Consider the following 18,793-nt stretch of genomic DNA (forward strand, 5'->3'; position numbering starts at 1 on the left):
AGCGTGCTGGAGGTGCACGCCACCCCCATCGGTCGCGACGGCGCCGGGCGGCCGGTGACGGTGCTGACCGACGCGGCGTTCGTCACCTCGCACGGCCTCGGGGGCGTGCTGGCGCAGGCCGGCGCGCTGCGTCCGCTGCTGCGCGCGCTGCTCGCGTCCGCGGCCTCGCGGGCCCTGCCCACCGGTGCGGCGCCCGAGCGCACCGAGCCATCCGAGCGCACCGAGCCCTCCGAACGCACCGAGCAGCCCGAGGGCACGGAGCCACTCGACCGCACCGGGCAACCGGGGCAACCCGGGCAACCCGCTCGCCTCGCGGCGGTGCCGTCGTGAGGCTGCCCGCCCCTCCGAGCGTGCCGATGATGGTGCTGCGTTCGGTGGCCACCGTGCTCATCAGCGCGATCATCGCGCAGGCGGGCTGGGCCGCGGCCGCTCTCGGCGGCGAACCGCACTACTGGCGCAACCACGCCGTCGGCGCGCCGATCACGCTCGGCCTGTGCGTCGCCGCCGCGGCCGTCTATGTGGTCATGCGGCGCAGCGCCGGCCCGATCAACGTCGGGCTCGCGGTGGGGCTGGCCGTCGCGGTGGCCGCGCAGTACGGGCTCGGCGAGGCGCACGTCATCGGCTGGCACGTGTTCCTTGGCACCCTCATCGCCATGCTCGTCACCGCCCTCACGTCGTGGACGTACCGGCACGACGACCGCGCACCCCGACGACCCCGAGAACCCCGACGACCCGGAGAACCCGGAGAACACCAAGGACAGGAGCGCCCGTGAACCATCCCATCGCGGCCACGCAGGGCACGGTCACCCCGGAGTTCGACGAGATCGGCGCCCACTACGACCGGCTCACCGGCATGTCGCCGGGGTACGCGGGGCAGCTGTACGCCTCGGCGCGGGTGCTGACCGGCCGGCTGCGTCGCGCCCCGGGCCGCGGCGAGTCGCCGCTGCGCGTGGCCGACATCGGCTGCGGCTCCGGCACGTCGACGCAGGCGCTGGTGCGGGCGCTCACCGAGCACGGGTCGCCGTTCGAGATCGAGGGCATCGACGGCTCGGCCGGCATGCTCGCCCAGGCGCGCACCAAGACCTGGCCGGCGACCGTCTCCTTTCGGCACGCCCAGGCGCAGGACCTCGTCGCGGAGCCGGGCGACGGCGGCTACGACGCGATCTTCGCCGCGTATCTCGTGCGCAACGTGCCCGACCGCGACGCCTTTCTCGCCACGGCTCGGACCCTGCTGCGGCCCGGTGGGGTGCTCGTCGTGCACGACTACCAGGTGGCCGGCCGGCCCCTCGACGCGCTGGCCTGGACCGCGCTGTCGTGGGGCGTCATCATCCCCTCGGCGTGGCTGCTGACGCGGCGCCCGCAGCTGTTCACCTACCTGTGGCGCAGCGTGCTCGACTTCGACTCCGACCAGCGCCTGCGCGCCCGCCTGACCGACGCCGGCTTCGTCGACGTCGGTCAGCGTCCGGTGCCCGGGTGGCAGCGCGGCATGGTCCGCACGACGTGGGGAAGCCGACCGTGAGCACCGCATCGTCGGCCGCAGGTTCGGCCGCCGACCTCGCCCGGGCCCTGGCCGCGACCGCCCCGAACACCGGTCGCGCGGTGCTGCGCACCCTGGGTCGGCCCGACCCTCGCTGGACCCCGGGCCGCGACCCCAAGGCGGTGCGCATTCCTGCGCCGACCAGCGCGAACATATCCACACAATTGTGTGGAGACACCCCGCACGTCGCCGTCGTCGGAGGCGGCATCGCGGGCCTGGCGGCGGCGGTGGCCCTCGTCGAACGCGGCGTGAAGGTCTCCCTCGTCGAGCGCGAGGCGTCTCTCGGCGGCCGGGTGCGCAGCTGGCCGGTCTCGGTGCCGGGCGACCCCGGTGACCCCGGCAGCACCGGCGGGCGCGCCACGATGAGCCGCGGCTTCCACGCGTTCTTCCGGCAGTACTACAACCTGCGCGGGCTGCTGCGGCGCATCGACCCGGACCTGGCCGGGCTGCGCCCGATCGAGGACTATCCGCTGGTGCACGCCGACGGCTCGCGCGACTCGTTCACCTCGATCCCCCGCCGGCCGCCGTGGAACATCACCGGATTCGTCGCGTCGAGCCCCTCCTTCGGGCTGACCGACCTGGCTCGGGTCGACGTCGACGCCGCCCTCGGCCTCCTCGACGTCGACTTTCCGGCCACGTTCACCGCCCACGACGGCGTCAGCGCCCACGACGTGCTCGCGGCCCTGCGGTTTCCGCCCGGCATGCGCGACCTGGCGTTGGAGGTGTTCGCCCGCAGCTTCTTCGCCGACCCGCGCGAGTTCTCCGGCGGCGAGCTCGTCGGCATGTTCCACACGTACTTCCTCGGCTCGGCCGAGGGGCTGCTCTTCGACGTCGCCGCCGACGACTTCGACAGCACGTGGTGGGCGCCGCTGGGTCGCTACCTCAGCGGGCGCGGCGCGCACCTGCGCTGCGGGGTCACCGTGCAGGCCGTCGAGGAGACCGACCGCGGCCTGCGGCTCGCACTGAGCGACGGCGACGCGGTCACCGGCGTCGACGCGGTCGTGCTGGCCACCGAGCGCACGGCGCTGCAGCGCCTCGTCGCCGACGCCGGCTGGCTCGGCGACCGGCCGTGGCGGGAGGCGGTGGCTGCCGGCGCGATGGCGCCCCGCTTCGTCGTGCACCGGCTGTGGCTCGATGCGCCGGTGCGCCCCGACACCGCGCCGTTCCTCGGCACCGCCGGGTTCGGCCGCCTCGACAACGTCTCGGCGATCCACCTCATGGAGGCCGGCGCCGCCGACTGGGCGCGCGCCACCGGCGGCAGCGTCGTCGAACTGCACGCCTACGCGGTGCCCGACCACGTCACCGACGAGGCCGTGCTCGCCGACCTGCGCGGCCAGCTGCACCGGCTCCACCCCGAACTCGACGGGGCGCGGGTCGTGCACGAGGAGGTGCTCGTGCGCGCCGACTGCCCGCTGGCCGGCACCGACCCGTGGGCCGGGCGTCCCGGGGTGCGCACTCCCGATCCGCGGGTCATGCTCGCTGGAGACGGTATTCGCTGCGAGCTGCCGGTGGCCCTCATGGAGCGGGCCGCCACCACCGGCCTCCAGGCCGCCAACGAACTGCTGGCCGGGTGGGGCCGCGCCGGGCACGACATCTGGAGCGTGCCGACCTCGGCGCGGCTGCGCCGGTCGGTGCGGGCGGCGCGCGGCCTGACCGCTCGCGCCGGAGCACTGACTCGAACCGGGAGGCGATGATGACGACCGCACGCACCCTGACCTGGACGTTCGACGACACCCCGGAGGCGATCCTGCGCCGCTGCGGGCGCCCCGAGGTCGCGCAGGCCCGGGCGCGTGCCGACCGCAATCTCGAGGCGGAGGTCGTCGAACTGGCGACCGACACCCCCGACGGGGCCGTGCTCGTCGTCGCGATGACCGGCCGCATCCCGACGTCGTGGATCCCCTCGAAGGTCACCTCGTCGATGCGCTCGGCCATGTCCGGCACCCCCGGCATCCACCGCCGGGAGGCCTGGTACCTCGACGAGGACGGCGCGGCCTACGCCGACGTCGATTTCGACCTGCAGGGGGTGCCGGCGACCACCCTGACCGGAAGCGCGCGACTGGCACCCACCGGCACTACCGGCTCCGGCAGCACGCTGACCTACCAGCTCGATCTCGACGTCGAGATCCCCTTCTTCGGCTCGATGATCGAGAAGGCGGTGCTCGACCAGGTCGCGCGCGCCTTTGACAAGGAGGCCCATGTCATCCGCTCGTCCTGAGGGCGCCGACCCGCCACTAGCCACCCTCGCGGACGACACGGCGCGCTTTCTCGCCGCGGTGGGCGAGGAGATCACGTCGAGCCTGCGGTACGCGGCGAACGGGCGCCGGCGCGCGACCGAGGGCCTGCCGGCCTCCGTGCTCGACCGCCGTACCCGGCTGGAGGATCTCGTCGACGACCTCGTGCGTGCCGGAGGCAAGCTCGTCCGGCCGCGGGTGCTCTTCCTCGGCCACCTGGCGGTCGGGCCCGGGTGCGGCCACGGCTGCCGGGAGCGGGCCGAGGCGGCCGTCGCCGACCCCCAGCTCGCGCGGCTGGGATCGGCGCTGGAGCTGCTGCACGTCTTCGGGCTGCTGCAGGACGACGTCATGGACGAGGCGGACACCCGTCGCGGCGCCCCGACCGCGCACCGAGTGGTCGCCGGCCGGCTCGCTGCCTCGACGGCGACGACGCCGCGTGGCCCGGCCGAGCGGCCCGCCGACGAGCTCGACGAGGCCGCGCGGTTCGGGGAGAGCCTGGCGGTGCTGGCCGGCGACCTGGTGTTCGCGCTCGCGCAGCGGCAGGTCCGCGGGCTGCCGGCGTGCGTCGGGCAGGCGTGGGACGACGCGGTGCTCGAGCTCGTGCAGGGTCAGCGGCTCGATCTCGTGTTCGCCGCCCAGGGCCGCTTCGACCAGCCGAGCACCGAGCGGGTGGCGGCGGCCAAGTCGGGGGCGTACACGGTGACCCGGCCGCTGGAGCTGGGGGCGCTGCTCGCGGCCCCGCACGCCGCGCCGCCGCCGTGGCTCACGGAGTTCGGCGAGCACGTCGGACTGGCGTTCGCGCTGGCCGACGACGTGCTCGGCATCTGGGGCGACCCGGCGGTCACCGGCAAGCCCGTCGGCGACGACCTCGCGCAGCGCAAGCCGACGACCGTGCTCGGCATCGCCGACCGCCTCCTCGACGGGATGCTGCACGAACGGCTGCGTCCGGACCTGCCCGCCCCCTCGCCCGCCCAGGTCGCCGACCTCGTCGCCGCGATGGACGCCGCCGGGGTGCGGGCGGAGGCCGACCGCCGCATCAGCGCCCACCTGGACGCCGCGAACGGGCTCCTGGAGCATGTCGCCTGCGACCACGTGCGTACCGAACTCGCGCAGCTGGCGCGCAAGCTCGCGCTGCGCCCGAGCTGACCGAGCCGACCGAGCTGAGCCTGCGTCAGGCCCGGGTCTCGCGGCGGCGCAGGGCGAGGGCGCCGAGCGCGCCCGGCCAGAGATACGCGGGCCACAAGGACACCCGCTCGAAGAGACCGCCCCACGTGGCGAGCATCGTCACGGCGAACAGGCCGATCGTGCCGACGAGGCTGACGGCGGCGGTGACGAGCGCCCACGTGCCCAGCGCTCGTCCCCGCAGTGCCAGGCCGTGGAGCAGGAGCGCGACGGGTTGGGCGAGGAACACCGGCAGCGACACGAGCGAGTGCAGCTCGAGGTCGACGTCGAGGGGGACGAGCCCGGTGCCGATCGAACTCGCCCCGGCCACCACCCAGCACCAGGCCGCGGCTGCGCCGAGCCGGCCCGGCCGCCACGCGCGTGGCAGGAACACCGCGCCGACGATCAACGCCAGACCGAAGGCGATGAAGGCGCCGTTGAGCAGCGGATTCCAGGGCGAGCAGACCTCGACCGGCCCGGCCGGATAGGCGATCTGCGTGCACGACACGGCGCCGAGGTCGCTGATCATGTTGTCCCGCAGCGAGTAGGGCGTGGCGACCGCGGCGGCGACGAGGAGCTCGCACACGATGTAGAGCGGCTGGACCAGCATCAGAACCGCCGCGATGCGCCCCCTCATCAGCCGTAGTGGTAACGGCAGGAGGCGAGGCGCACCTCATCGTCGACGATCTTGTAGACGAGGCGATGCTCATCGGTGATGCGTCGCGACCAGTATCCGGCGAAGTTGTAGCGCAGCGCCTCGGGTTTGCCGATGCCCTCGTTGCCGTGGCGAGTGACGTCTGAGAGCAGCAGGTTGATCCGCTTAAGGACCTTGCGATCCTGAGCCTGCCACCAGAGGTAGTCCTCCCACGCGCTCTCGTCCCAGACGAGCCGCATGTCAGTCGGTCTCAAGCAGCTCGCGATGAGTGCCACGGCCGGTCTCGAGTCGCTCCATCGCGTCGAGCAGGCGCCGCGCGTTGGCGGGCGAGCGCATGAGATAGGCGGTCTCCCGCAGGGATTCGTAATCCTCCAGCGACACGATGACAACGGGCTCATGCCCGGCTCGGGTGATGACGATCTCTTCGCGGTCGTTGGCGACTGCGTCGAGCACCTGCGCGTAGCGGGCTCGAGACTCGGTGTAACTCATGGTCTTCACGGCGCCTCCTGTACAGAAAAGCGTACGCATCCCGTCGGTGTTCTGCAAGGCCGTGTTTGGCGCCCCGCACCGACAGAGCCGGGAAGCAACCCGGAGGCCTGAGTCGCGCTTGGCTCGCCTCCTCCCCAGGCCTCCCCCACTTGGCCGAAGGCTGCCCTTTCGGTCGAGGGCTCCGGCTGTAGTTCTAGCCCTCGGCCGAAAGGGCAGCCTTCGGCCGGATACGGGGCCATGCTGTGCCCGGACTGTGCGGTCACGGGTCACGGGGCTGGTGCGGACTCAGCCGCGCAGGCCCCGCTCGACGGCGGAGGTGGCGAGGGCGGCGATGACCGCGGCGCCGAAGAGGTGAATCGCGACGGGCACGACCGGAACCCCGGCGAAGTACTGGTAGTAGCCGAGGGCGCCCTGGACGAGCAGCACGAGCAGCAGCGCAGTGAGGCGCTTCATCGCGGCCGGACCGGGCACCGCCGGCAGGCCCGCGACACCGCCCGCCTCGCTCGCCTCCCCGGGTTGGGCGGCACGCTGCGCGAGGCGGGGCACGCCCACGAGCAGCGCGACGACGAGCAGCGTCACGGCAATCGCGACCCACGCGTGCGCCTTGGCAAGCATCTCGATGTCGAACTCGTGCCGGGCCACGTCGCCGGAGTCGCCGGAGTGCGGTCCGGCGCCGGTGACGAGGGTGCCGAGGTAGAGCAGCAGCGCGGAGCCGGCCGCGAGCCCCCACAGGCCGGCGCGGGCGGGACCACCGACGGTGCTCAGCGCGCGTCCGGCGCGGGCGCGCGCGTTGCGTTCGACGAGCAGGGTCGCGAGCGCGACCAGCGCCGCGGACAGGATGAAGTGGATGCCGACGATCCACGGGTTGAGCTGCATGCGCACGGTGATGCCGCCGATGACGGCCTGCAGCGGGATGCCCGCCAACAACGCGACGGTCAGCGCGAACAGCCGCGGGTACTGCTTCCGCAGCCGCCAGCCCCACACGAAGGTCGCGACGGCGATCGCGGTCAGCACGAACGTCAGGGTGCGGTTGCCGAACTCGATGTAGCCGTGGATGCCCATCTCCGGGGTGTTGGTCCACGAGGAGTCGGTGCACCGCGGCCACGTCGGGCAGCCCAGGCCGGAGCCGGTGAGCCGCACGAGCCCGCCAGTGACGATGAGCAGGCCGTTGGCCAGCATCGACGCCCACCCGAGGCGGTACAGGCCGGTCAGCAACCGGGCGTCGCGGCCGCCCGGGCGAACTCTGCGGCGGTCGGTCTCGTCGGCGTCCAGCACCCGCGGGTCGGCCTGATCGTGCGCGCTCATCACAGTCTCCTGATCGCGCCGCGCCCTGCCGGTGGCCGGAGCGGCCCCTACGGCCCCTGCGGCGCAGCCGGTGGGCGGTGTGGCGTGGCCCCGACGCTATCAAGGCGGCCCGGTGCGTCGGACGGGTGCAGGCACGAGCGGAGGTCCGGAACGGGCACGGGCGCGCGAGGGCGCCGCGAGAGGTGCCGATCGCGGTGCTCCCGTAGGCTGGACAGGCAATCATCGAAAGGCCACCGTGACGCATCTGACCGACCGCGCCGAGCCGGCTCCCGCCGGCTACTCCCCCGGCTCCGACCCCGATTCCGACGACCTCGTGGTGTTGCTCGCCGACGACGGCTCGCCGGTCGGCACCGCCCGCCGGCTGGGGGTGCACGACGAGAACACCCCCCTGCACCTGGCGTTCTCGAGCTACCTCTTCGACGACGCGGGGCGGCTGCTGCTGACGCGGCGGGCGCTGCACAAGGCGACGTGGCCGGGGGTGTGGACGAACAGCTGCTGCGGGCACCCGCGGCCCCGGGAGGCGGTTGCGGACGCGGCGGAGCGGCGGATCGGCGAGGAACTCGGCGCGGCCCCCCGCGACCTGCGGATCGCGCTGCCGGAGTACCGCTATCGCGCGGTCGACGTCAGCGGCATCGTGGAGCACGAGATCTGCCCGGTGTTCCTCGGGCGGATCGACGCCGACGCGTTGCGGCCGGACCCGGACGAGGTGGCCGACGTGGCCTGGGTCGCGTGGCCCGACGTCGTCGCCGCGGCGACCGCCACCCCGATGCTGTTCAGCCCGTGGGCCGCCGAACAGATCCGGCTGCTCGACGAGCTCGGCGTCGTGCCGGCCTCGCGGTAAGGGGCCCGCGTGGCTCACGTCATCGTCATCGGAGCCGGGCTGGCCGGCCTGGCCGCCGCCTGTCACCTGCGCGGGCAGGGCCACGAGGTGACCGTCGTCGAGAAGCAGTCGGGGCCCGGCGGCCGCGGGCTGCGGCTGGAGCGCGACGGGTTCACGTTCGACACCGGACCGACGGTGCTGACGATGATCGACCTCATCGACGAGGCGCTGCGCCAGGTCGGGGTGGGCGTGCACGACGCGCTGGAGCTGCAGCTGCTCGACCCGGCGTATCGGGCGAGGTTCGCCGACGGCTCGACGCTGCACGTGCGGCACGGCCACGAGGCGATGCGCGCGGAGATCGCCCGGGAGTGCGGGTCGGCCGACGCGGCAGCCTTCGACGACTTCGTCGTCTGGCTGCGGCGCCTCTACGAGGTGGAGCTGCCGCACTTCATCGACGCGAACTTCGACTCCCCGCTCGACCTGGCCCGCTCGCCGCGGGCGGCGGCCCGGCTCATCACTCTGGGCGGGTTCGGCAAGCTCGGCCCGGCGATCCGCAAGCGGTTTCGCGACGAGCGGCTACACCGGCTCTTCAGCTTCCAGGCGATGTACGCGGGGCTGGCGCCGGAGCAGGCGCTGGCGATCTACGCGGTCATCACGTACATGGACTCGATCGAGGGCGTGTGGTTCCCGCGCGGCGGTATGCGGGCGGTGCCGGAGTCGATGGCGGCGGCCGCCGCGGCGGCGGGCGTGGAGTTCCGCTACGACGCGCCGGTGACGCGGGTGCTGACGCGGCCCGACGGGGTCGTCGCGGGCGTCGAGATCGCTTCGGGCGCCTCAGGTTCGGGCGCGACCGAGCGGCTGGGAGCCGAGGCGGTGGTGTGCACGATCGACGTGCCGACGGCGTACGACCGGCTGCTGCCCGACCTCACGCCGCCGGTCGCGGTGCAGCGGCCGCGGTACTCGCCGTCGGCGGTCGTCTGGCACGTCGGGGTGCGCGGGGCGCCGACGGGCGCGGCGCATCACAATATCCACTTCGGCGCCGCGTGGGAGGAGTGCTTCGACGACCTGCTGACGCGCGGCACCCGCATGCGCGACCCGTCTCGGCTGGTCAGCGTGCCCTCGCAGGACGACGCGTCGGCCGCGCCGGCCGGCTGCTCGACCCTGTACGTACTGGAGCCGGTGCCGAACCTCGCGGTGGGCCGCATCGACTGGCCCAGCGAACGACCCCGGATGCGCGCGGAGCTGCTGAGCTTCCTGGGGGCGAACGGCTACCCGACCGACATCGTTACCGAGGAGCTCGTCGACCCCACCGACTGGGCCCGCGCCGGCATGGCGGGCGGCACGCCGTTCGCCCTCGCGCACACGTTCGCCCAGACCGGCCCGTTCCGTCCGCCGAACGTCGAGCGCCGCCGCCCTGGGCTGTTCTTTGCCGGCTCCGGCACCGTGCCCGGCGTCGGCGTGCCGATGGTTCTGATCTCCGGCAAGCTCGCCGCCCAGCGCGTCGCCGCCTACGCGCCCTGAGGCTCGGTGGCCTCGGTGGTCTCCGTGGCGTCGGTGGCGTCGGTGGTGATCGAGGTCAGCTCATCGAGAGCCACGGCCTGGGAGCGCGCAGCCACCCGTGCCGCCTGAACTGCGACGGCCCCCGGCGCCTGCAGGAGGTGGTCGCGCAGCGCCCGCACGGCCTCGTGGCCGGCGTCACGATCGGCGGGTGGCCTCCCGTCGCTCCGCGCCCACGGGGAGTCGCCCGGCACGGGCAGCCAGTGTGCCTCCGGAACGGCGGCGAGCAGCCTCGCCGATGTCACGAACACCGGTCCGATCCGCGCGTCGATGAACCATCGAGCCACCGAACCGGCGTCGACGCAGTCGCCGTACTCCTCGTCCAGCGGATCGTGAACCTCCGGAACCGAGTCCCAGCCGGAGCCGGCGTCGACCCCCACGGGCGCCCGGTGCAGCACCAGGCCGATTCGCACTCCCGCCTCGCGCAGCCCAGTGATCTCTCCTGCGGTGCACGCGCCGCGGCGCCCGAACGGTGAGCGTCCGGGATCCACGAGCGCATGGGTCCACGTGCGCCGCGCGTCCTCCTCGCGGCGTCGCGCCTCTCGCTCGGTGACCTGCGATCGGACCGGATCACAGACCACGTGCGGCAACTGGCGCTCCAGGATCCGCGCCACCGAGTCGGCCTGGCCGGGCAGGCTCATGGGCCCCACTCCGACCACGCACGTGCCACGCTGCTCACTCACCGCCTCCCCCACGGGGTCCTGCGTCGTCGGCGCGGTCGGTTCGGCCACGTCGGCGCCGGTCTGGAGCAGACACCGGTACAAGGCGCGCAGGCGTGCCGCGTCGGGTGGAGAGAGCACCGGCCTCGACGCGGTCGACGGAGGAGTCCCGTACGTGGTCGGGCCGGTGATCACCGTGGGGCGCTGCGCCAACCCGTAGTAGTCCTGAGCCGCCGTCGCCAGTTCCTGGGTGGCGACGATGACCGCACCCGCGCGACGCACATCCACCCCGTCGCGGTCCGTCGCTGCGGCGCGGGCCGACTCCTGCTGTTGTGCCGGTGCGGTCACCCACGGGTGCCGGTCGAGATCACACACCCAGGTCGCCGACCGCCCGCGGGCCCGGCGTCGGTCCGCCGCACGCGCGGCCAGGGGCACCAGGCTCGCATGCAGCACATGCAGCACGTCCCATTCGTGAGAATCGAGCACGTCATCGACACTGCTCGCGCCCCAACTCCCCACCGCGGGAATGCGCCAGGAGAACCGTGCGGCCCCGGACATGTGGCGATTCGCGCTTTGTGGCGCATTCTCCGGGTCCGGATTCAGCGCATTTCGACCCGACAACTTATTCATCGTTTCCTGGCGTCCGCACGCGAGCGCGGCCAGTGCTACGCGCCCACCCCGCGGTCCGCCACCCAGCTCGTGCGCCTCTCGACGCCGCTGCTGGTAGCGCAGGAGGGTCAGCTCCGCACGGCTCGGGGCCTGTTCCGCACCAACGGGTTTGGTGTCGTGCTGCGAGTAGGTCGCCGGGGCGCCGGGGCGATCCCCTCGGCGGTCCGAGGTGGGATCGATCGACAGCACAGCGACGTCGAGTCCCTCGTCGGCAAGCGCCGCAGCCACGGCGGAGCAGTGTGGGTAGCGCTGACTTCCGGGCGCGGTCAGCATCAGAATTCGAGGCGGCACACCTGTGGATCTTATCGGTGACCGGACCGCAGAATTCACCGTCAATCGCAGTCAAACCCACCCTTTAGTCAAGAAATGGCAAATTCTTGACGTGGAATCGGCAGGTGCCGCAGGTTCCGCCCCGCCGGGTGCGGACACCGGACGGCGTCAGCCGCCGCTCAGTCCCAGGTGATCGCGCAGCACTCCGGCGGAGTGCCGCCCGTCGTGCAAGGTCTCGACGAAGGTCCTGCCGTGCTCGGCCCGGGCTCTGGCACCTTCCCGATCCGCGACGAGGCTCGCGAGCACCTCCTCGATGGTGTCCGGCGTCGCTTCCAGCACGGGCAGGTCGACCCCGCAGACGGCCTTAACCGCGCGCCGGACGTCCGGCGTCACATGCCCGAGCACGACACGGGCCGCAGCCATGCCCTCGCACGCCAACACCCCGTAGCTGCCGAGGGCGAACTGGTCGAGCAGCACGTCGGCGTGGGAGATGATCTCGGGCATGCGGGCGGGCTCGATGCCCTGCAGTCGCCGGTACTCGACCTGACCCGCCTCGTGGAGCCGGGTCAGCACCTCGTCGACCCGAGCGCTGCCCTTGATCGAGGCGCGACTCGGCACATGCACGACGACCGGCCGCCGGCGCTCCAGCACCGGCGCCCCCGGCCGCCAACGCCGCACGTCGACGACGACCGGCAGCCAGATCGAACCGGGCACCTCGGCGAGCAGATCGGGCGTCGACATGAACACGGGCACGCCCTGCGACGCGTAGGCCAGCACCTTCAGCGACAGCACGTCGCGCTGGGCCTGCAGGCTCGCGGTGAGTTCCTCGTGCGGATCGGCGAAGGGCGACCAGGGCGTGGTGGTCGCATGCCGACGAGGATCGCGAATCTCCGAGCCGTGCATGATGAGACCGACCCGCACGCCACGGGCCCGCAGGTGCTTGAGATCCCCCTCGAAGTCCTTGCCGTTGCGAATGCCGAACAGCGGGCGGCCCGCCTCCAACAGCGCGTGGGTCCAGCCGGCCATCGCCGCGTCCTCGAGGCGTTGACTCCAGGCGGGGTCGCGCCGAAAGGTCGCCAGGTCGACGGTGTCGTCGGCGTCGAAGGTGACGATGTCGCCCCGATCGACCTTGATGACACGTGTGCTCAGACCCGGGAGCTCGCGCTCGAGGGCCTTGGCCCAGGCCCACGCCTGGCCGGCGAAGTTGGCCGGTCCGATGCCGACGACGGACCGGCCGGAGCGCCAGGCCGGTTCTTCGTGCACGTCCTGCAGGGCGCTCTCCGAACGCGGCTCGGTGACGGACGCCTGGTCGCCGAGCAGGGTACGGTACAGCCCTCGCAGCGTGGCGGCCTGCCGCTCCCACGAGTAGGGCTCGAGCAGGGCGTCGTCGTCGACGATGCGGCGGTGCAGTTCGTCCCGGCGGCCGAGCACGTCGCGCACGGCCGCGGCGCAGGCGGCCACGTCCTCGGCCTCGAAGACCGCGCCGACACCCTTGTCCCGCACGAACTCGGCCTGGGCGCGGCAGTCGCTGACGACCAGCGGGAGGCCCGCGTGCAGGTACTCGAAGAGCTTGTTGGGCAGGGCGAACTCATGGCTGCCGAAGTGCAGGAAGGGAGCCGTCCCCACGTCCGCCGTCGCGAGAAATGCGGCGACCTGTGCGGGCGGAACCGGATCGAGCAGGTGCACGCGGTCGGCCACCCCCAGCTCCGTCGCCCGTTCGTACATCTGCACGATCCGGCGGGTCCGGTTGTGGGGCACGCACACGACGGCCAGATGGACCTCCGGCAGCAGGGTCAGGGCCTCGATGAGGGTCGGCACACCGCGCGCCGAGGTGACCCCGCCGCTGTAGACGATCAGCGGGGTGTCCGGGTCGAGCCCACACGCCTCGCGCACGTCTGGCCCATCGAGGCGTGGAGTGGCCGACAGCTGCGGCGAGTTCATGACCACCGTCGGGGTCAACGGCAACGAGTACTGCTCCCGGAGCCGGTCCGCCAGCGCCGGAGTCACCGTGACGACGGCGTCGGCCAGGCCGATGAACTCCGCCTCGAGCCTCGTGAAGGCGGCGACGATCCGTTTGGTGCGAGGCGGGTAGACCGACAGACCGGCGACGTACTCGTGCGCGTCGTAGACCCACATCGCAGAACGGCCCTGCGCCCGCCGGCGGGCAACGGCCCGGGCTGCGGTGCCGACATGGTGCACGTCGTGCGCGTGCAAGATCTCCCAGTCGAGGGAGTCGATGACCGGGGCGAACGCCAGGTCGTAGTCGTCGATCTCGGGGAGCACGTGCCGCCATCCCGCGAAGGCGGTCTGCTCGTCGACCCACTCGGCGAACGACTCGCGCCATTGCTCCTCCCGGTCGGACACCGCCGACAAGGCCTTGCCCCACTGGTTGCGGGCGATTCCCCGCGCCCGGGTCAATCCGGCCCGGGCCCGCCGCGACCCGCCCGCGCCGAGCTCGACCGTCTCCGATCTGCGCAGCTGGTACCGAAGCCGCATGGTGCGACGCTCATCCGCGGTGGGCGGCGCCGGCACCAGCCGGCGCTCGCGCCGGGCCCGCCTGCGGGCCGCCGCCTCGTCCCGCAGCCGCCACGGCACGGGCTCACGAACAATGCGCACGGGGCCGAACCGGGTGTCCTCGCGATATCCCGTCGGGCTCCAGCCGAGCACCGTGACGTCCAGGCCCCCGTCCGCCAGCGCGAGCGCACTCTTGTAGACGCGAGTATCCAGCCGAATATCGTTGCCGACCATCATGAGAACACGTGCGGGCATCATTCGAGGATCGCACAGGTCATCCGGCCGATCCTCCACCCACAGACGCATCGTCAGTGCAGGTCACCGGCCGCTCAGCGGCGACGGCCCGCGTCAGTGCGTGTGCGAGCGCCCTGTCGACGAAGCCGCTCGTGCCGCCGGTCGAGCAGGCGCACATGTCGCCGCGCGATGTCGACGGCCGTCCACGCGCCGCGCACGTCGATATCCGGCGTCGCCGTTGCGGCGCCCTCGATGAACGGATCTGCCATCGCGCCGAGTCGAAGAGCCGAGTTCACCGCCGCCCCGCCGTCGGCGAAGAACCCGGAGCGGCCAGCTTGCGCGCGACGTAGCGCGGGGCCCACCGCCTCCACACGCGCTCTCCCCAGCGGCCGAAGAACGCGAAGAAAGAGCCGGACACCAGGGCAGCCTCCGCTCGACCAAGCGTTGCGCCCGTTCCGAGCCGCAGAGCCGCCCGCCGGCCGTTCCGGCCATCCGGCGCCGGAGCCATCCAGGCCCCCGGAGCGGTGAGGTCGATGACGCGAACAGCCTGCGGGAGAACGCGTCCGGCGGGACCGAAGGTCACGTACACGCCACCGCCACCGAGTGACGCAGCCGTGGCGAGGGCGGTCTCGCACGCGCGTCGCTGGGCCGGGGTCTGGGCGACGGCCAGCAGCCTGATCCCCGGGCGGACCGCGGAGTTGTGGACCCGCCGATCAGAACGGCATGCAGAGCGTCACCGATCGCCTCGGCTCCGTACTGATTCGACAGCTGCCGACGCGACAGCTCCCGAAGGCCGTTCTCGACGGGCGCGTCCAACCCATCGACCGCGTCACACACCGACTCCACGTCGTCCTCGTCGGCCACGGGCACGAAGGCAGCCAAGCCGACGGCGCGGTGGGCGAGGAGGGTGCTCTCCGGCGCCCCGCACGTGGTGACGACGACGGAGAGCCCACTGGCCGCGGCCTCCACGCAGGTGAGCCCGAACGTCTCACCGTGCGAGAGGTGGACGAGGACGTCGTGACCCCGATACACCTCCCCGACCGCATCCGGCTCGACCCGCCCGAGAAAGTGCACCCGATCGCCGACGCCCAGCTCTGCGGCCAGCTGGGCGAGTTCGCCGCGCAGGGGACCGTCGCCGGCCAGGGTCAGCGCGCACGGCCGGTCGGCATGGGCGCTCGCCCAGCGCGCGAACGAGCGCACGAGCCGCCGCACCCCCTTGGCCTCGACGAGGTTGCCCACGAAGAGCCAACGCGCGATCCGAGCGGTGCGCTCGGGACGCAGCGGCAGCCGTCGCATGTCGACCGGGTTGGCGATGACGCTGACAGGCTGCCGGTGCGCGGGAACGGGGATGGCGGTGTCGATGAGCGATGCCGTCTGAGCCGACACCGCGGTGAAGGCGTCCGCCCGCTGCCGCAGCAGCCCGTAGAGCTCCGCGCCCAGCGGATCACGGAAAACCCTCGGCAGATAGGAGGCGTGCTCGGTGACCACCAGACGGGCCGCGCTCGGCAGGAGCGGTGCGATCGCCGCGCCCGTGGGCGCCCCGACGTGGCAATGCACGACGTCGGCAGTGCGGAGCACGTCATGCGCGGCTCCCATGGCGGCTTCCCGCTGCCGAAGGATCATCTGGCCACGGCTGGTCGTCGGGCTCGTCGGCACCGGAACCCACAGGAGCCGCCCCTCCGGCGTGTCGGTCCACTGGGGCGAGCGGTCATCGTTCTCCGCCACGTTCTCCAGATGCAGGATTGTCACCTCGGAAAAGAACCGACCCACGGAACGCGTCGACTCCCGCACGAAAGTTCCCCGGAACACATTCGTCTCGTTCGGATACCACGGCGTGACCACGAGCAGCCGGTCGGGCCTTTTGGGCGCGACCTCATGTCGACTGGTCAACCTCCGGCCGGTGAACGTCGACACTTCGCACTCCTCTTCAGCGACGACGGGTCGCGCAACCGCGGGTAGCCTGGCCGACCCACACAGAACACCCGCCCGATGACCGGGATCGCTTGTATCGCAACATATTTCCCGGCTGTACGCGAGCTGATCGCAGACTGTATCACCGAAGATCCGACGACTAGGAGCCGTCGGTGAATCTTTACTCATCTCTTACTCTGGAGACCTTCGGTAAAGAAATTTCCAGCCCGGGAATGCGAATAGTTACGCCGACACACCGACGAAGTCGGTGGCCCTCGACCGGGCGCTTACAGTGACGGTGTGAATGCATGGGTGAACAGGCACCTGGCGCGGAACCTGGCTCGTCTCGGTGCCCTGATCACCGCCGTCACGGTCATCGGTGGCAGCCTCGGCGCGTACGCGGCCCGTCCGCTGGCCGACCGCGGTTGGCTCGCACCCGTATACATCGCGCTCGTGCTGGCCGCGGTGGTCTGCGCGTTCACCACGCCGCTGCGCCGGTGGTCGGCGGTGCCACCGTGGGCCTTTCTCGCGCCCGCAGCCTGCCTGTTGGCGTGGATGCCGTACGCGGTACAGGTCGCCCCCAACGCCGCTGCAGCCACGCGCGAGATCGATCAGCTCACGTTGGCGATCTTCACCGCCTGCGTGGCGCTCGCGGGCACCCGCGGCGCTCCGACGGGCGCGCTCGGCGTGCGCGCCGGGTGGGCTGGCGCGCTCGCGCTGTCCTGTGCCTTCGGCCTGTGGGAGATCGCCGAGAAGACCTACCTCTTCCGCCAGCCACTGGCTCCCTGGACGGAGCGCCGCATCCCCGTCGGCACCTTCGTCAACCCCAACAACCTGTCGACTGCGATGATCGCGATGCTCGCCGGCGCACTCGCCCTGCGGGCCCAGACCACGAACGCCATCGCCCGGTACGCGATCGACGCCTTGGTGGCGGTGGGATCGATCGTGATCATCTTCACTCAGAGCCGCTCGGGCGTGGGCGCGCTGATCATCCTTATGGCCCTGGAGGTCTGGCGACGCACTACACGTCACCCGGACGCATCGCCTCAGGCGCCACGATCGCCCCGGCGTCGGTACCTGCGCGCGGGCGCAGGCGTGGGGGTGGCCGGGCTCGTCATGGCGTCCTTCGTCATTCCCTCGCTGGCCCGCATCAACCCGCTGAGCGAGCTGTGGTCCGCCAGCTGGAACGGACACACCGCCTCGTCGGACCGAGGCCGGCTCCGGCTCCTGCAAGCCAGCCTGCGGTACCTGCAGGAGTCGGGATACCTCGGTTCCGGAGCCGGGTCGTTCGAGCCGCTGCTGAAGGCCGACCCGCACTCGGGATTCAAGGCGACGACCAATCTGCACAACGCGTTCTTCGAGATCCTCAGCCAGTACGGCGTCGTCGTGGCAGCGGTGATGGTCGCTGCGCTGGGCTTGCTGATCCGCGTGTGCCTGGCCGGGAGACTCGGTCGCCGGGCCCCGCGGCTGGACCGCGACGTGCGGGTCGAGATGGCCGGGTACCTGCTGTCCTTCGTCGCGTTCGCGTGCACGGCGAGTTCGTCGCTCACCTACCAGACCTGGTGGACGATCCTCGCGTCCGCGTGCGCGGTGTGGTGGGCCGCGCTACCCGTGCGGAGGCCGGCACCAGGCGCCCAGGAGACCGGCGGACCGCCGTCCGTCGTGGACCGCCCGCACGTAGCCGGGTCCGGCGTCGGCGCGAGCGCGGCTCGACCGCCGGTCGTCGATCAGGCGCTGCACCGTCTCCAGTAGCGTGTGCGGGCTCACCTCGACGATCGGCACCTCCAGCCCCGTCGAGGCCCGGATGCGCTCGCGCACAGGCTCGCCGAGGTAGGCGAGCACGACCCGGCCGGCGGCCATTGCCTCGATCGCGGCGACACCGTAGAGGCCCATCGCCACCTGGTCGACGACGATGTCGGCCTGCTCGTACTCGCGCGTGAGCACCTCGCGGCCGACGCCGTCGAGGCGGCGGTAGTCGATGAGCCCGGCCTCGTGCAGCGGGCGCAGCGCGGCGTCGATGTGCGCCGACCCCTTGAGGTGCCCGTTGCTCGGGATGTGCACGACGCGCGGCACCGCTCGTTCGAGCACGGGCGCGTCGCTGCGCCACTGGGCCGGGTCGACGACTGTCGGGCACCACACCGCGTGCGGCGCGTCGTCGAGCAGGTCCGGCGTCGAGACGAACACCCGGCCGTCGAAGCGGGCCAGCAGCTCCCGGTTGCGGCGCGCCTGCACCTCGAGCTTGGCCGTCGTCGCGTCGATCTCGGGGCTCGCTCCCGCGCCCGGCGCGAACGGCGAGAACGGGTGCCGCCGCGCGTGCTCGCTCGGCACCCGCAGGTCCGAGCCGTGCGACATGAGCGCCACGCTCAGGCCCGCGCTCCGCAGCCGCCGCACGTCCTGCACGCACGTGCGCCCGTACAGCGTGCCGAACACCGGCCGCTCCGACTCCACGAGCACGTGCGTGTAGTTCGCCAGCACGTAGCGCTCCTGAGCCCGCTGCCAGGCCAGGTCACGGTAGATCACCGGGTCGACGACCTGGTCGGCCGCGAACACCAGGCGCCCGGAGACGGCCATGTTGCGGGCCCCCGCCCCCGGCACGTGCTCCTGCACCGCCTGCGCCCACGCCCGGCCCTGACCGGCAAAGTTGGCCGGCGCGATCCACAGCCGCGTCGGCTCGGCCGGCACCGGCGGTCGCACCGACGCCGCCGCGAACGCCGCGTCGAACTCCGCCCGCCCCAACCGCGGCCCGGCCCCGCCGAGCTGCCGATCGAGCACCCGGGCCGC

General features: G+C 72.6%; 17 protein-coding genes. 9 read left to right on the top strand and 8 right to left on the bottom strand.

Annotated elements, in window-relative coordinates:
- The 6 genes from PINTE_RS23295 to PINTE_RS14510 all read left to right on the top strand — a co-directional run.
- On the top strand, positions 1-330 hold a 330-nt coding region (locus PINTE_RS23295), incomplete at its 5' end, for a DUF5914 domain-containing protein (protein ID WP_217996598.1).
- Positions 327-773, top strand: a complete 447-nt coding sequence (locus PINTE_RS14490) for a hypothetical protein (RefSeq protein ID WP_157087267.1) — start codon at positions 327-329, stop codon at positions 771-773. The genes PINTE_RS23295 and PINTE_RS14490, both read left to right, overlap by 4 nt.
- Positions 770-1,519, top strand: coding sequence for a class I SAM-dependent methyltransferase (locus PINTE_RS14495; protein WP_068432106.1), 750 nt, complete (start codon positions 770-772; stop codon positions 1,517-1,519). The genes PINTE_RS14490 and PINTE_RS14495 overlap by 4 nt, the downstream gene beginning before the upstream one ends.
- Entirely contained in the window at positions 1,516-3,231 is a 1,716-nt protein-coding gene (locus PINTE_RS14500; protein WP_245642962.1) for an FAD-dependent oxidoreductase, read from the top strand. The genes PINTE_RS14495 and PINTE_RS14500 overlap by 4 nt, the downstream gene beginning before the upstream one ends.
- Positions 3,231-3,752 carry a DUF2505 domain-containing protein gene (locus PINTE_RS14505; RefSeq protein ID WP_068432109.1) on the top strand — a complete coding sequence of 174 codons (522 nt, stop codon included), beginning with the start codon at positions 3,231-3,233 and terminating at the stop codon, positions 3,750-3,752. Before PINTE_RS14500 ends, PINTE_RS14505 begins: the two co-directional genes overlap by 1 nt.
- Positions 3,733-4,914 carry a polyprenyl synthetase family protein gene (locus tag PINTE_RS14510; protein ID WP_084343627.1) on the top strand — a complete coding sequence of 394 codons (1,182 nt, stop codon included), beginning with the start codon at positions 3,733-3,735 and terminating at the stop codon, positions 4,912-4,914. Before PINTE_RS14505 ends, PINTE_RS14510 begins: the two co-directional genes overlap by 20 nt.
- 25 nt (positions 4,915-4,939) lie before the next feature.
- Here PINTE_RS14510 and PINTE_RS14515 read toward each other — a convergent pair whose 3' ends face one another.
- The 4 genes from PINTE_RS14515 to PINTE_RS14530 all read right to left on the bottom strand — a co-directional run bounded on the left by PINTE_RS14515 (position 4,940) and on the right by PINTE_RS14530 (position 7,378).
- Entirely contained in the window at positions 4,940-5,539 is a 600-nt protein-coding gene (locus tag PINTE_RS14515; RefSeq protein ID WP_169798538.1) for a DUF998 domain-containing protein, read from the bottom strand.
- Between the two features lie 26 nt (positions 5,540-5,565).
- The gene (locus PINTE_RS14520; RefSeq protein ID WP_068432119.1) at positions 5,566-5,823 is read right to left on the bottom strand and encodes a Txe/YoeB family addiction module toxin; all 258 of its coding nucleotides are present in this window, start codon (positions 5,821-5,823) and stop codon (positions 5,566-5,568) included.
- A gap of 1 nt (position 5,824) precedes the next feature.
- Positions 5,825-6,082 (bottom strand): type II toxin-antitoxin system Phd/YefM family antitoxin, encoded by a 258-nt coding sequence (locus tag PINTE_RS14525; RefSeq protein WP_068432122.1) that lies wholly within the window; start codon positions 6,080-6,082, stop codon positions 5,825-5,827.
- Between the two features lie 276 nt (positions 6,083-6,358).
- A complete protein-coding gene (locus PINTE_RS14530) occupies positions 6,359-7,378 on the bottom strand; it encodes a COX15/CtaA family protein (RefSeq protein WP_068432125.1) in 1,020 nt (339 codons plus the stop codon).
- Positions 7,379-7,613: 235 nt separating this feature from the next.
- Between PINTE_RS14530 and idi the strand changes: the two genes are divergently transcribed.
- Complete coding sequence (idi, locus tag PINTE_RS14535) at positions 7,614-8,219, top strand: isopentenyl-diphosphate Delta-isomerase (protein ID WP_306304864.1); 606 nt, start codon at positions 7,614-7,616, stop codon at positions 8,217-8,219.
- A 9-nt stretch (positions 8,220-8,228) separates the two neighbouring features.
- Positions 8,229-9,719, top strand: a complete 1,491-nt coding sequence (gene crtI / locus PINTE_RS14540) for a phytoene desaturase family protein (RefSeq protein ID WP_068432128.1) — start codon at positions 8,229-8,231, stop codon at positions 9,717-9,719.
- On the opposite strand, the gene PINTE_RS14545 is transcribed toward crtI, so the two are convergent.
- From PINTE_RS14545 to PINTE_RS14555, 4 genes are all read right to left on the bottom strand, one after another.
- Positions 9,707-10,972, bottom strand: coding sequence for a hypothetical protein (locus PINTE_RS14545; protein WP_157087268.1), 1,266 nt, complete (start codon positions 10,970-10,972; stop codon positions 9,707-9,709). The two genes, crtI and PINTE_RS14545, sit on opposite strands and share 13 nt — an antisense overlap.
- A gap of 549 nt (positions 10,973-11,521) precedes the next feature.
- Positions 11,522-14,122: a glycosyltransferase gene (locus tag PINTE_RS14550; protein WP_068432151.1), complete on the bottom strand. Its 2,601-nt coding sequence runs from the start codon at positions 14,120-14,122 to the stop codon at positions 11,522-11,524.
- Between the two features lie 74 nt (positions 14,123-14,196).
- A complete protein-coding gene (locus tag PINTE_RS22790; RefSeq protein WP_157087269.1) occupies positions 14,197-14,472 on the bottom strand; it encodes a hypothetical protein in 276 nt (91 codons plus the stop codon).
- Positions 14,473-14,680: 208 nt separating this feature from the next.
- The gene (locus tag PINTE_RS14555) at positions 14,681-15,850 is read right to left on the bottom strand and encodes a glycosyltransferase family 4 protein (RefSeq protein ID WP_169798539.1); all 1,170 of its coding nucleotides are present in this window, start codon (positions 15,848-15,850) and stop codon (positions 14,681-14,683) included.
- Between the two features lie 462 nt (positions 15,851-16,312).
- On the opposite strand from PINTE_RS14555, the gene PINTE_RS22010 reads away from it, so the two are divergent.
- Positions 16,313-17,764 (top strand): O-antigen ligase family protein, encoded by a 1,452-nt coding sequence (locus tag PINTE_RS22010; RefSeq protein WP_157087270.1) that lies wholly within the window; start codon positions 16,313-16,315, stop codon positions 17,762-17,764.
- Positions 17,765-18,793: the final 1,029 nt, after the last annotated feature.

It is taken from the genome of Piscicoccus intestinalis NBRC 104926, from assembly GCF_001515525.1.
GTDB lineage: Bacteria > Actinomycetota > Actinomycetes > Actinomycetales > Dermatophilaceae > Kineosphaera > Kineosphaera intestinalis.